The sequence below is a fragment of the Leucobacter aridicollis genome, from assembly GCF_024399335.1.
Lineage (GTDB): Bacteria > Actinomycetota > Actinomycetes > Actinomycetales > Microbacteriaceae > Leucobacter > Leucobacter aridicollis_A.
This window is the reverse complement of sequence record NZ_CP075339.1, coordinates 2,177,248-2,190,651: the sequence shown is the minus strand read 5'-3', so window position 1 is coordinate 2,190,651 and position 13,404 is coordinate 2,177,248. Positions and strand designations below refer to the sequence as shown.

General features: G+C 65.1%; 14 protein-coding genes. 6 read left to right on the top strand and 8 right to left on the bottom strand.

The window, feature by feature from the left end:
* Positions 1–151: 151 nt before the first annotated feature.
* Positions 152–859: a hypothetical protein gene (locus KI794_RS09850; protein WP_255807977.1), complete on the bottom strand. Its 708-nt coding sequence runs from the start codon at positions 857–859 to the stop codon at positions 152–154.
* A gap of 129 nt (positions 860–988) precedes the next feature.
* Positions 989–1,345, bottom strand: coding sequence for a hypothetical protein (locus tag KI794_RS09845; protein ID WP_255807976.1), 357 nt, complete (start codon positions 1,343–1,345; stop codon positions 989–991).
* An 840-nt stretch (positions 1,346–2,185) separates the two neighbouring features.
* On the opposite strand from KI794_RS09845, the gene KI794_RS09840 reads away from it, so the two are divergent.
* From KI794_RS09840 to KI794_RS09830, 3 genes are read left to right on the top strand one after another with little or no spacing between them, the layout of a single operon-like run.
* A complete protein-coding gene (locus KI794_RS09840) occupies positions 2,186–2,782 on the top strand; it encodes an antirestriction protein ArdA (RefSeq protein ID WP_255807975.1) in 597 nt (198 codons plus the stop codon).
* Positions 2,783–2,785: 3 nt separating this feature from the next.
* Positions 2,786–2,974 (top strand): hypothetical protein, encoded by a 189-nt coding sequence (locus KI794_RS09835; protein ID WP_255807974.1) that lies wholly within the window; start codon positions 2,786–2,788, stop codon positions 2,972–2,974.
* Complete coding sequence (locus KI794_RS09830; protein ID WP_255807973.1) at positions 2,971–3,252, top strand: hypothetical protein; 282 nt, start codon at positions 2,971–2,973, stop codon at positions 3,250–3,252. Before KI794_RS09835 ends, KI794_RS09830 begins: the two co-directional genes overlap by 4 nt.
* An 81-nt stretch (positions 3,253–3,333) precedes the next feature.
* On the opposite strand, the gene KI794_RS09825 is transcribed toward KI794_RS09830, so the two are convergent.
* On the bottom strand, positions 3,334–3,624 hold the full coding sequence (locus tag KI794_RS09825) for a helix-turn-helix domain-containing protein (RefSeq protein WP_141886131.1): 291 nt from the start codon (positions 3,622–3,624) through the stop codon (positions 3,334–3,336).
* Positions 3,625–3,838: 214 nt separating this feature from the next.
* Here KI794_RS09825 and KI794_RS09820 point away from each other — a divergent pair, with 214 nt between their 5' ends.
* The 3 genes from KI794_RS09820 (at position 3,839) to KI794_RS09810 (ending at position 7,557) form a co-directional block, all read left to right on the top strand.
* A complete protein-coding gene (locus tag KI794_RS09820; RefSeq protein WP_255807972.1) occupies positions 3,839–4,441 on the top strand; it encodes a hypothetical protein in 603 nt (200 codons plus the stop codon).
* 47 nt (positions 4,442–4,488) lie between these two features.
* Positions 4,489–5,325, top strand: a complete 837-nt coding sequence (locus tag KI794_RS09815; protein WP_255807971.1) for a hypothetical protein — start codon at positions 4,489–4,491, stop codon at positions 5,323–5,325.
* Between the two features lie 456 nt (positions 5,326–5,781).
* Complete coding sequence (locus KI794_RS09810; protein WP_255807970.1) at positions 5,782–7,557, top strand: AAA family ATPase; 1,776 nt, start codon at positions 5,782–5,784, stop codon at positions 7,555–7,557.
* Between the two features lie 1,065 nt (positions 7,558–8,622).
* Here KI794_RS09810 and KI794_RS09805 read toward each other — a convergent pair.
* The 5 genes from KI794_RS09805 to KI794_RS09785 form a co-directional block, all read right to left on the bottom strand.
* On the bottom strand, positions 8,623–9,090 hold the full coding sequence (locus KI794_RS09805) for a hypothetical protein (RefSeq protein ID WP_255807969.1): 468 nt from the start codon (positions 9,088–9,090) through the stop codon (positions 8,623–8,625).
* A gap of 122 nt (positions 9,091–9,212) precedes the next feature.
* Positions 9,213–9,338 (bottom strand): hypothetical protein, encoded by a 126-nt coding sequence (locus tag KI794_RS09800; protein WP_255807968.1) that lies wholly within the window; start codon positions 9,336–9,338, stop codon positions 9,213–9,215.
* A gap of 50 nt (positions 9,339–9,388) precedes the next feature.
* Complete coding sequence (locus KI794_RS09795) at positions 9,389–11,266, bottom strand: DNA primase family protein (protein ID WP_255807967.1); 1,878 nt, start codon at positions 11,264–11,266, stop codon at positions 9,389–9,391.
* Positions 11,266–11,601 carry a hypothetical protein gene (locus tag KI794_RS09790; protein WP_255807966.1) on the bottom strand — a complete coding sequence of 112 codons (336 nt, stop codon included), beginning with the start codon at positions 11,599–11,601 and terminating at the stop codon, positions 11,266–11,268. Before KI794_RS09790 ends, KI794_RS09795 begins: the two co-directional genes overlap by 1 nt.
* A gap of 331 nt (positions 11,602–11,932) precedes the next feature.
* The gene (locus KI794_RS09785; RefSeq protein ID WP_255807965.1) at positions 11,933–13,396 is read right to left on the bottom strand and encodes a recombinase family protein; all 1,464 of its coding nucleotides are present in this window, start codon (positions 13,394–13,396) and stop codon (positions 11,933–11,935) included.
* Positions 13,397–13,404: the final 8 nt, after the last annotated feature.

Sequence of the window (13,404 nt, the reverse complement as noted above, 5' to 3'; positions counted from 1 at the left end):
GCTCTCGCGCCGGCCCCAGGTGTATAGGAGAACTCTCAGAGGTGGCTAATGCTCCTCAGGCTTAGCACTTGCGTGACCAACGACGACCAAACCGGAGCAGTGGTGTCTGGCTACCTGCGTTGCCAGACACCGCCAACTTGCCCGTCGTCGCTCAGACCGATGCCGGCGCCTGCTGCATCCGCTGCTGGTAGCTGTGGATCGCGTGCCACTCAGGGATCATCAGCCCGTGCTTCGCGAGCACACCCCAGTAGTTCAGCGGATCCTCGCCTCCTGCTCCTAGCTTCGTTGCGCGTTCCATGTTCAGCTCCACGAACCGGCGCTTGTCGCGAGAGAGTCGTTCCTCGTACTCGGCACGCGTTTCCTCGTCCAGCTCGTAGGGTTCGCGCATGTAGTCCTCGCAGTCCTCGTCCTCATCTGCGAGGAGTCCGAGCATGTCTTGAAGCAACTCGATCTCGCCGTCCAGATACTCCAGTTCTTCATCAATTTCCGCGACCAGCCCGTACGCTGCCCCCATGGCATCGCTCGCGGCAGCGATCTCGGCGACCTCGGCCGCCAGCACCGTCGCGCCGCGGTCCTCGGGGTTCCACGGGATCGGCGTGCTCAGAAGTGCGTCGAGCTCGTCAAGAGCTGCGTACCTCGCCACATCAGCGGGTGAGCCGTCCTCGAAGTAGGACGGGGTCCGTATCCAGGCGTGCGACGCCTCGGAGCAGGCCTGCAGCGCTGCGCGCACTGCCTGCTCGTCGCCGGCGTGCATCGCCGCCTCGAACTCGCGGTGCTTGTCGCTCATCGTCTGGATTGCGCGCAATACTGCGTCGAGCTGCATCTGCTCGGCCTGTGTCATCGCTGCTGTCTTCGTCATGGTCTTGCTCCGTTCTGGTTCTTTGCGCTCTTGCGCGAGGGCCTCGGCGACTTTCGCCGAGGCTGTGTTCTCTCACCGAGGGCGGCGTCCTGTGCCGCCCCCGGTTGTCTTTGCTCTCCGACGCGAGGGCTACTTCACCGCGATCATGGAGCGGCCCTTGAGTTTCTTGCCGTGCTTCAGCAGCACTCCGGCAAAGGAGAGCTCGATCGCCAGCCACATCTCCAGCATCTCGGAGGCAGCACGCATCGCTTCGTCGATCTCGTGGGCGTCGCCACCGGCCTCGGCCGCCGCTAACTCGGCGAAGTGGTCCTCCATGCCGAGGCGCATGGCCTTTGTCCCGCCCTCCGCGATCGTGATCGTTCCGGGCGTGTCCATCGGGATCGCGTCGCGAGGCACGACAACGATCAGCGGCATCTTGCCCGTCGGATCCTTGCGAATCTTCATCTTGTCGAATGCGAGGTTCAGCTGCTTGTTCGTAATAGTCATGTTCATTTCCTCTTCTCGATTTGCCGCGCGCAGCACTCATCGCAGCGCGCTCGTCTGGACGAGTGCGTATCACCCGTCTCACATGCTTTTCCGGGCGCGGCGTCATGCCGCGCCAAGCTCTGCTGGCCGCTGTGTTCGTCACAGCGCTCGCTTCGCAGGCTCCGCCAGGGGCGCCGGGCTCGCAGAGGCAGGCGCTTCTCACCTGTCTCACCAGCTTCTCGGGGCGGCAGTGTTGCCGACCCACGCTCTCTGCGCTGCTACCTGGCTGCGATCACCACAGTCAGGGGCCTGTCGCACGCGTGTGCGCGTGCTGTACCTCCCGCGCGGCATCCGTGCCGCGCTCTGTGCATCTCGCGCGGCACCCGGGCCGCGCTCCTCGCGCTCGCGCATACTGCGCGGCGACTCGTCCACCCGATCCGACGCTTGCGGCGTCGGGGTAGGGCTTCAGCTGGCCGCTTCCGGCGACCACCAATGACAGCTTCTGAAGGAACTAGACTTTAGCTCCTCTGCCTCAGCGGGATTCCCTTCTCAGATTTTCCCCCGGGCAGTGCTCTGCACTGCCACACACGAGCCGGAGTAACCTCTGCAAAAACAGCTCGTGAATCGTCATGATGCCCGTCCCGGGTATCGAATAGTGAAGCTAAAGTCTAGTAAGCAAAAATGTGACAGAGATGTGAACACTCCGTAGCTGACCTCTATCGTTACTGGATCGTTACCGCTTCTGTTCCTCTGCGGAGCAGCACATCACGCGGGGCCGCCCCGCTAACGCGGGGCCGGGTTCTCTGCTGATGAGCAGGGCACTTCCGCCGCTGCTCGCGCACGAGACCGGAGGACGCTCCCATGGTTACTACTGTTTCTTCTTCTACCCCTACTGCCGCTACACCCAGCAACACAGCGCAGACTCCGAGCGTCTGGCTGGGCTGTGTCTCCCATTTCAACGCCGGCTACCTGGTCGGCGACTGGTACGACGCTGCGGAGGCCGGCACAGTCACCGTCGCCGAGCTGCACCGCGGTACGGGCCTGAGCCCTGCCGGCTGCGAGGAGATCTGGGCGTACGACACTGAATACATGCTCGTCGACCGCGAGATGAGCCCTCACGAGGCCCAGCAGCAGGCCGAGGCTCTGCTGTCGGTGGACGAGCACCTGCGCCCGGCCCTGCGGGCCTGGGTCGCGAGCGGCGACTACGTCGCCGAGGGCGACGGCAGGAGCGACGTGCCGTCGCTGTCTGACTTCGAGGACCGATACCGCGGTCACTGGGACTCTTTCGAGGAGTACGCGGCTGATCTCGTAGACAGTACGGGGATGCTGAACGGGGTTCCTGAGGAGGTGGCGCAGCACTTCGACTGGAGGAGCCACGCCCGCGAGCTGGCGCACGACTACGCTGTGCTCGATGCTCAGGCTCCGGCCTCCGGCGTGTACGTGTTCAGGAGCTGCTGAGCCATGTCTGCCAGTGAGATCGCCGATGAGAAGTGGCAGCGCTTCTGCCTCGACTGCCACCCGCCCCGGCTCTGCGCGAGGGAACTGCTGTTCTTCCCGGACCTCGGCGCGTACAGGGTGAGGGTCTGCCCCGAGCACGGCGCCTGCGCCATGGAGACCGTGGTCAGCACCTCAGAGGCAGCGCAACGATGACCGCGCTGCTTGAACACGAGCTCATCGTGCAGGAGAGGTGCGCCTCCCAAAGGCAGCACGAGCTCCAGGAGCTCCTCTCCGCGGCCGAGAGGGCTGCGCTGCTGTCTGTGTCCGTCGAGGACCTGCTGCGCCTCCTGGGGGCCGTCCAGGCCCAGGTGCACGCCTGTAGAAAGGCGGTAGTGAGCGAAGCCCGCGCGACGGGTCACAGCGACAGGGAGGTAGCGCGGATGTTGAAGATCCACGTCAATGACTTCGTGTCGCGGTTCCCCGCGGCATAGAAGCAGACAAGCAGAGACCCCGAGGCTAGCCACAGGGGGCTCTGCTTGCAGTCATCACAGCAGGTGCGATGGCTGCAACCTCTACTGTCTACTGCCGCGCCGGCCCTTCGGGTTTGCATCGTCAGGCCTGACTCGCACAGCGGGTAGCTCGTCATGGACCTCTCCAGAGAGCAGAGCGCCCGCGTCGAGCCCCAAGAAGCCGGCGTACTCGTCGAAGGTGTCTAGCGTCACATTCCGCTCGCCCCGCTCAAGTGCCGCGAGATAACGGGGGGTCACGCCGATCCTTTCGGCAAGCTGCTCCTGCGTAAGGCCCCAATGGTTCCGTTGCGCACGGAGCCCCTCGCCAAGCCGGCCCCTCAGTGTTTTTCCCACCCTTCAACATTTTCGACAGGAACGTGACCGTGCCAGGTACGGATACGTTCCTGTTTCCAATAGGATCTGCTGATAGACGAGCGGGAACGACGCCCGTCAGCAGAGACGGGAGCCCCCGCCCGAGCGTCTCGCCCGCGCCGGAAGACTCCAGCCCCGAACGGCCCGCACTGCAGGCGACTTCACACAAGAACAGAAAAGAGGCCACACCATGTTGGTGCCAACGAAGAAAAAGACCATCGCGCCCGTCGCCGCGGCGATCGCCCTGATCGCAGCGCTCACCGGCTGCGCCACCGAGAACACCAAGACCCCCAACGAGACCGTCGCGCCCGAGCAGACGCAGACGCAGACCCAGGAGCCCGCCCCCGAGGCGTGGATCCCCGAGGGTCCTGCAGACGACTGGACCGCGGAGCTGACCGACCCCGCCGACCCGATCGCCGAAGGCACGTCCATCGGACTGAACCTCATCGCATGGGCTGGCGGTCACCCCGCCAACGACGGCGTCGTCGTCGTCCCCTGGGGCGTCGAGGGCCCCGCGGCCGGTGAGTGTGGCTTCGACGAGGCCCGCGCAGGCGCGGCCGCGAAGATCCGGGAGCTCGCCCCGCAGGTCGACGAGTGGCGCGTCTCCTACGTGGAGGGCGCCGACACCGTCAACGCCGAGGGCCAGCACGTCGCGAAGATCGCGATGGGTGACTGGGGCTACGGCCCCGTGCTCGTGCGCGCGGGCTGGGCCAAGGACACCGGCGGCCAGTACGCCGAAGACCAGACCATTGCTCAGCAGGCCGGTTCCGGACTCTGGGCGACTTGCTGGGCTGAGTAGCCCGGCAAGACACAAGAACATCACAGACAAAGAAGGAGGTGGCAGCCATGTCTGAGAAGAACATCAATGCAGTCGACACACAAAAGAGTGCCGGTGCAAAGAAGAATAAGAAAGCAATCATCGCGATCGCCGCAGCAATTGCGCTCGTGCTCGGCGGTGGAGTCGCATCCGCCGTTGCATTGAGCAACTACAACACCGAGACGCAGGCTCTCTGCGTGGCGGCTGCCGAGGGCGCGGCTCAAGCCCGTAAGACGGCACAGACCGCTCAGCAGGGCGCGGACGCGGCGCTCGCCGCGTCCGAGGGCACCACGCTCCCCGAGAGCGCTGGCACCAGCACCAAGTACGCCGACCGCAAGGCCGTCGAAGAGGTCAAGGCGGTGCCCGCTCGCCAGAGCGGCGCGGACTTCGTGAAGGACGTCACCGACGCCAAGGCGGAGCTCGCCAAGGCCGAGAAGGCCCTCGCAGACACCTGCGACACCCGCGAGGACGCTGAGCAGGTCACCGCTCAGGCTAAGGCCGTGGCCGACGCCGTGAAGACGCTCGACGCTGCGTCCACTGCGCTCACCGAGGACTTCGCCCTCTTCCAGGCTGACGAGGCTGCTCGCCTCGCCGCGGAGAAGAAGGCTGCCGAAGAGGCTGCAGCAGCGGAAGCCGCACGCATCGCGGCAGAGCAAGCGGCGGCGGAAGAAGCCGCTCGCGAAGCCGAGCAGAGCAGCTGGGACAACAGCTACGACGAGGACTACTACGGTGGCGGCGGCGGAAACTCCGGCGGTGGCGGAGTCGGAGGCGGCGGTGGGGGCGGGACCATCATCGTGCCCCCGAACGGTGGCGGCGGATGCCCTCCGGGCATGTCCCAGTCTCCGAACGGACAAGGCTGCTCCTAAACCCAGAACATCCCGCAACAGCGATGACGACCCCCGAGGGAGAGATCCCTCGGGGTCGTCGTTGCACCCGGTGCGAGAAGTCGCTTCGCGCGCTGCCGGCGCTGTCTCACGCGACAAACAGTCGCGAAAGACTGTGACGCCACAGGCGTCACGGGAGGAACATGAGGATGCCAACCGGTATCTTCCCTTACCGAGACACGTCGATAGCCCGGAAACGAATTGCGCTGATTTGACACGGTTGTTGGGCTCCCGCGCACCGACTTCACATCCGGCTCCACGATGTGATTTTGCTTGGGACCCTAGCTTCCCGCGCACTTGGCAGGTATCTCGTTATCTGTAGCTCTCGGCCCGTCTTCCGCCTGTATTCTGACCACCCTCGATATCAGTGCCTTCCCTGTAGCTCTCTGGACGTGAGGCTGCATGCGTGGTTCGGGATACACCGTTTCTGGAGGTCTCATGCCCACCACAATAACTAATGCAATGAACACGAGCGTCGAAGAGTTCGAACTCTTTGACAACACCACACACGCCCGGCCTATCGGCTACGAAGCCGTGCGCAACGAGCGTGCCGTGGAGTCAGCATCGAACGCACGTCTGCTCGCACCCAGCTACCAGCTCCATCGCCCAGACCTCGCTCACGAAACCGCTGCTCAACTGCTCCGCACAAAACCCCAGATCGTCGCAGTCACTGGAAGACCCGGTGTTGGGCGCACCGCATTTCTTGCTGAAGTCGCTGCAGTCGTGCACGCAGCACACTCCACCCTTCGCTTGCGCGTCGCGGAACTGCCCGGTGGTGATTCTGGGACCGAGCTCGCCGACATGATCGACGTGTTGCATGCGGAAGGCCTCTCCGACTCGACGGTGCTCGTGGTCGATAACATCGACCTCCGTCCCGACATGCACACGGACGCGAAACATTTAGGGGTCATCAGCCTACTCACCAGCTACGCGAAAGAGTACGGCCTCCGCAGCATCCTGGTGTACGACGAACGCAAATACGCCGAACTGGCCGAAGCTGAACCCGTGCGCATCTCCAAACTGCATCGCGTACAACTCGAGCCCCTCCCAAGCGAGGCGCTGAAAAGGATCGTTGCCACCGAATCACTCGCGCTGCCACAGCTCGCCCACGTCAACACGGACATCACCCCCGCCGTCATCGAGCACGCGCTCACACCGCCAACGCCGACAGATGCCTACGTGCACCCGCGGCTCGCGTTAGAGCGGATTGACACCGCGATCGCACGCGCACAGATCGAGCAGCGAACCACCCGAGTGCAGCTGACACCAGACCACCTCGCGCTCGCGGCTCTCCCCGCCGCGAAAACCGCGACCGAGCTGCGTGACAGGCTCACCGGAGTCGTCAGAGGGCAAGATGCAGCAATCCACACTGTCGCCGATAGGCTCGCCCCCGCACTGTCCGGTCTCACTCTACGGCCAGAGCGCCCCCACGGGGTGTTCCTGTTCGCTGGCCCATCCGGAGTCGGCAAGACCGAGGCTGCGAAACAGCTCGCACGAACCGTGTACGGCACCGACGAGGCCCTCATCCGCCTCGACATGAGCGAGTACAGTACGCACGAAGACTCGGTCATGAAACTCATCGGTGGGCACCGGATCTGGAAGAAGAGCAGCACTGAAGGGCTCCTCACCACGAGGATCATCCAGCAACCCCGCACCGTCCTCCTGCTCGACGAGTTCGAGAAATCCAACCCCATGATCTGGCCACTATTCCTTCAGATCTTCGATGAAGGCCGCCTCACCGACGGCTGGGGAAACACCGCCTCGTTCGCCGAGACCATCATCATCATGACGTCAAACCTCGGCGTCAGGGAAGGAGCAAAACCGGGCACCGGGTTCGGCTCCACGCACACGTTCGACAGCAGCCGACAACTCCAAGAAATCGAACGAGTGTTCCCACCGGAGCTGCTCGGAAGGGTCACCGAGACGATCTGCTTCGACCCCCTCGACGAGAACGCTATGCAGCAACTCGCGCACGATGAGCTCGCACGCCTGAGCGGCCGCCTCACCGGCAGCGGATGGCGACTCGAGTACGCGCCAGAGGTCCCGCCGTGGCTCGCCAGCCACCGCAGAAACCCCGCACTCGGTGCACGCCACCTCCAGAGCAACATCGAGCGTGAACTGCTTCCCGCACTCGCACGAGAAGCAACACGAGAGCTGATGGTCACCATCCGCGACGGAAAGATGCACACGCAACCGATTCTGGATCACTACTAATTACCCATCGAGAGAGCCCCTGCAGCACAGCGCTGCAGGGGCTCATCTTTTCACCACACGAATACCCCCGAGGCTAACGCCTCGGGGGTATTCGTTTTCACCGCGCCGGTCAGTACCAACACAACACACGTCCAAGACATTGCCAATGCGTCACCGAGTTATCCACAGGCTCAGCGACAGGGTCGCAGAGGCCGTGCGACAGTCCCGCTGCAGGCCCGGGGACATCCCCGCGACAGAGGCGGCGACGTCCCCGGAGGCAGGCCTGTTGCGTGCCAGGAGACCCGTCTGCGACGGGTGCGTTGCGACGATGAAGCGTGCGACGAGGAGACCGTGCAGAGCCCGGTCTCGCGCTGGAGAGAAGCGATGGCCGCAGCCTTCGGGGCTGCGGTCGACACGGAAGAATGAGCGGAGGCGCCCCGGGGGCACCACCGCTTCTCAGCGCTCCGCGCTACACAGGCGCCCCGGGACCAGAGGTCCCGAAAAGTGAGGCGCCCGTGCTTCCGCGTCTTTCCAACGAAGTAGCGGGGGTCAGGCGCCTAGGCTCTACCGAGGCCCCTCCGGGGCTACCCTAGGCGCCTAGGGCCGAGGCCCCCCGCAACTTCGTTGATTCTCCAGCAGATTCCATACCTGTTTCACCGCTAAGGCGGCGAAACGAGGTAAGTAACGAAAAGAGCATAAGGGGGCGTGGTCCTTCGCTGCGTTTATCCATTCGCTGCGCTCCTGTCTAAACTTGCTTCGGAGTTGGCATAGCCAACACGCCTTCGTCGACGTCTCGGGACTCGCTTCGCTCCTCCCTCCCCGTCTCCTCACCCGGTCTCGCTGCGCTCGCCGGGCCCTTACTTCGGTCGCTGCGCTCCCTCGCCCCTGCGACAGCCCACTGGGCTGTCTGGGGGTGCTCCTGCCCTCCGCGCAGCCGTGCTCACACTGCCGTACTCTCGCTACGCTCGTGTAACAGACAGTGCGAGGTTATCCACAGCTAAAGCTGTGTTGCTTCTCTGGCACTGACCATAGTAAAGGCCCTGCACGTCACACGGACGTGCAGGGCCTCAACTTCAAGCGTGAGCCCTACTTCGGCTCAACGTCCCAGGGGGAAGGCGGATCCTGGACGTTCATGGTGCCAGGAGACCCCGCCTCGGGAAAGAGCGTGCGCTCAAACAGCTCACGAACACCAGGCCGCAGCCCGCTGACCCAGCGCTCGAGAGTGAGATCACCCTCCGGGACCAGATTCATGATCGTGGCGTCACCAAGCAGCAGCCTCAAGCTGTCCTGGTACTCAGTAACCCACACAGAGATGCGGATCATATTGATGACCCGAGTGAGGTCGTTCGCCTCCTGCTGCTGCTCAGCGAGCAGCAAGGTAGCCTCCGCCTGAGCGATGGCCGCATGAGCAATGGCGGCGTCAGCCAGCTCCTTATGGCCATCAGACACCGTGATCCGCTCAAGACGACGACGAGCGCTGTTAATGCGCTTACGAACGGCAGCAGCACCGTCGCGGTACGCCTGCGGGATGCTGTACTTGTTGTCCCTAAACATAAGGAACTCCTTTTCTATATTCTGCTTGCGAACGGCCGGTCGGACATTCGCAATAGCCGCCACTCACGGGCAGCCCGGGTGCTCATCAAGACTTGGAATGCGGGGGTCAGTCACCCCAATGCTCAGAACTGCGCGTGCTGCATCATGAGCTGCGCCTCAGAAGGCAAAGTCTCAAGCGCGTCCTCCGCGTAGCTCTCGAGGGAGTTGACGGCCTCGACGACGTCAAAGTTGCTGTAGGCGTTACTCATGGTGTTTCTCTCTTTCGCTTGCTCTCTGATCTCGTGATCTGTGCCGGCGCTCAGCCGTCGGCGCCCTCGTCATCCGTGGACGCAGCCTGAGCAACAGCAGGAACCGTGCGCAAGACGCAGCGGTAGCTCGCCTTCGGCTTGTCGAACGAGCCGACGGAGATCGGGTCGTAGCTATTGGCCAGCGAGTTCTTCCACTTGACGAGGTCGTACTCGGCGATCAGCGGCTCCGGCGCGGCCATCAGCTTCTTGATGCGCTCCGGACCCGCCGGGCACTGCCAATCGGCGGAGCCGTCGAGATGCGACCTGATCGCCTCCAGGAAGTCCTTGTAGCTCTCGGCCCGCCCGCCAGGCTCGACCTCGGCGAACCACGCCTTGTAGAGGTCGTACAGGAACGACAAGGGAAGCAGGTCCCACGCGAACTGCTGCTCGAACTCCTCCCAGAAGCCGCGCACGGAGTTGTTGGCGCTGAACCACGACCCCCACGCCACACGGCACACCAGGGGCTCCGAGAGCTCGACGTGGTCCATGTGGAGGGCGCGCTTGAGCGCATACCGCAGCACATCCTCGCGGGCGAGGTACTGCTTCTTGATGTACTTGCGCTCGATCCCGGTGAAGCGCTTCGTCATCGGGACGACGAGTGCTCGCCTCATGAACGACGCCGACTTGTCCTTGACCTTGGGCGCCATCGTGTTCATGCACTGGACCATGAAGCCGCTCCAATGCAGCATGACGGGGTCCTTGTACTTGCGGTCGACCATCACGGGGTCACCGGTGACAACAGCCTTGAAGTCGTCGAGGTCCTGGGCGAGAGCGCCGACGGCGTTCTCGTCGGTCAGCACGCGAGACGACCTCAGGAGGCCCGTGAGGGCGAAGGGCTTGCCGAACCGCGCGAGCGGGATCGACACGTACGCCTCGCGGCCGACCATGTTGTGCATGAGCTCCAGGACAGAGCCCTTACCGCCGTTGCCGTTCGGCCCCACGAGGTAGGGCACCCGGTCCCAGTTCTCGTGCGGCCTGAGCGAGGCGCCGATGATCTCCCAGAGAAGCTCAGATACACCCTCGTCGTCGCTCAGCTCGGTCATCCACTGCTCGATCTCCCAGACGCTACCGTCGACAGGATGAGTGATGACAGGGCTCTCGGCATTCGGGTCGTAATCGACCGCGCACTTGGAGAGGAACACCCACTCCGGGGAGAAGGGCCGCAGCTCCATGCGCGCGGTGTCGAAGACCCCGTTGCGCACGGGCACCAGGTGCTTCTCCTGCGTCGGCAGCACCACGGGTGCCATGTCCGCGAGCCGCTTGAACGCGGACTCGATCGCATGATGCCTCATCGAAGGCGCGAGCGCGCCGATAAGCAGCCCGATCGCCTTGTCGTCCTCCACGTAGAGCCCCGCGTGGTCGCCGGCCTCGTGGTACATGGCGACGACCTGGGCGGCCTTGCTGTCGCTGCCCCGGGTGAAGTCGAGGCGCACAATGCGGTTCCGCGCGAGCACCACGGTCGCGACCGTCGCCTCGTCGAGCGTGTCGATGTTGCCGATGGCCGGGGCCTTCGCCACGGCCTTGTGCCGGAGGCGCGCCTCGGCCGAGAGACCGTCGTTGATGAAGCGCAGCAGCCCGTCGCGGATCGCAGTGGGAGTCAGCACCGGGTTGGCCGCGATCATCGTGAGGTAGGTCGCGGTCCGCTCCGCGACGATCGTCTCCTTGGAGGTCGCCTTGAAGCTCGGGTCATGGACCCTCTTCGGCTTGAGCTTCGCGGGGGCGCCGCCGGATGCGCTCGTAGACGAGTCATTCTCGGAAGCTTCCACTGGCAGGAACGCCTCGGTTCCTGTAGTATTGATCTCAGCGCCGCCAAACGCTTCGGTAGCCCCTCGATCCCGGTCGGGGGCTTCTTCATTTGGCGGCGGGGCCTGATCCGTCTCGGATGCCATCAGCGAGCACCCCCGTCCAGGATCGAGCCGAGGCGCGCCAGCTGCGCGGCGCTCAGCCGGGGGGCCTTGGCGACGACCTCGTCGACGGCGGCGTCGAGCGCCGCCTCCGCGGCGGCCGGGCCGACGGGCTCCGGCCGCGCCCCGAGGACGCGGTCGAGGTCGGCGGGGTCGAAGACGTTCTTGCGCTTCCCGTCACGGATGATCTTGACGCGCGGCAGCTCGCCTGAGGCGATGCGGCGACGGATCGTCGCCACCGTGCCGTAGCCCAGGGCGATCGCCTGGTGGATGTCGAGATAGTGGCTGTATCGCTCAGCGATGATTGCGGGGTTCCCCACGGCAGCTCTCCTTCGGAGAACACGACGAACCAGGGCACCGGCGTAGTTGGTGCTGCCTGGTTCGGCCGTCTGCCGACGGACGGGGCTGCCCGTGTCGCTGTCACCGACAAGGGGTTGTGGTTCTGCTTCGTGCTTGTGCCGAGATATGGAGAGATGCTGAGGTTGAGTCTGTGGGACGCTTCGTTCAGCCGGGAGCCCGCGTCACTCTCTCCCGACCGCACGCCTGCCTGGGCAGCACGTGGTGCATGTTCTTTCAGCCACTATTGAATTGTCGGTGCGCATATCTTACGCACTTACAACTATATCATATGATCGCAAATCGGCGCGCAGGCTATTTCGCCTCGACCCACTCGATGCCGACCGTGTCCGGCCTGAACGTGCGCACGCCGCGGCCCACCGGGTGGAGGGTCACCGTGAGCAGCTCCCGCACGACCTCGCGCTGGCGCTCGACGCTGAGGGCCTCCCACACGGCGCGCACGGCCGCCTCGCGCGACTGCTCCGAGTCCCCACCGAGCCCGACCAGCTCGCCGAGCAGCTCGACCCGGCCCGCGTCCGACAGCTCCGCCTGGATGGCGGCGAGCTGGTCCTTGATGCCCTTCGACGCGATGCCGAGCTGCGACGCGGTCAGGGCCGAATCGGGCTTCGCGAACTCGGCGGCGAGCGCGTCGAGCCGCTCCCGCAGGCGGCGCTCCTCGGCACGCAGCTTGCGGGCGTCGATGGACTTCGAGGGGCTCAGCAGGCGGATGGCGTCCTTCCTGGCCAGGCGCCGCACCACGATGCGCGACACGAAGTCCTCGACGGGCTCGGCCATGCGAGAGAAGTGCCCCGTGCTCCCAGAACACCGGTACCCGCGCACGCCCCTGCGCGCGCTGCCGCCGGCGTGCGCCGTCGCGCCGCAGACGCCGCACAGCGCGACCCCGGTGAGAAGCCCCACAGGGTTGCGACCAGGCCTGCGCCGCCCCGGGTCCAGCAGTATCGACTGCACCTGCTCGAAGAGGTCGGCGTCGTCGCCCTGCAGGATCGGCTCCCACTGGGCCGGCGCGCTCTGCACCTCGCCGAGGTAGACGAGCTGCCCGATGTTGCGGCGGTTCAGCATCACGTCGCGGACGCCGCTGCGGGTCCAAGCGGAGGGCGAGGGAGTCTTCCCGGCCTCCTTCTCGGTCTTGCTCAGGCGCTTGCTCTGGCCGGTCGTGAAGCCCGCGTCGTTCCAAGCCCGTGCCACGGCGCCGAGGGACTCGCCCCTGGCGATCATGCGGTACCCCAGCACGATCGCGTCGGCCTCGGCCTGGCGCACCGTCACACCGTCCTTCTCGTAGCCGAAGGGCCTGCGGCCCCCGACGCGCAGCCCCTTCGCCGCGCGCTGCTCATTCGCGCGCTTCTGGCGTTCGGACTTCCGGCGCACCTCGAACCGGGCCACGGCCGCCAGCATCGTCGCCCGCAGCTCGCCGTCGGCGCTGGTCAGGTCGATCTCGCCGTCGACGGTGAGCACGCGCACGCCGGTGCGCATCAGGTCGGCGAGGTCGGTGATCGAGCGCAGCAGCCGATCCACGTCCACGGCGATCACCACGTCGATCCGATTCGCGGCCGCGTCGTCGAGCAGCTGCGCCCACTTCGCGGTGCCGCGGCCCTTGCTCGCGCTGGTCGCGTTGTCCTCGTAAGTCGCCACGACGACGTACTCGCGGGCCTTCGCCATCATGCGGGTCTTCTTTCGCTGGCGCTCGATGCCGTCCTTCTCGTCGACGCTCTGCCGCCAGTACAGGCCGGCCTTCGCTCCCGCCTTCAGTGCTCCGCTCATGCACCTAT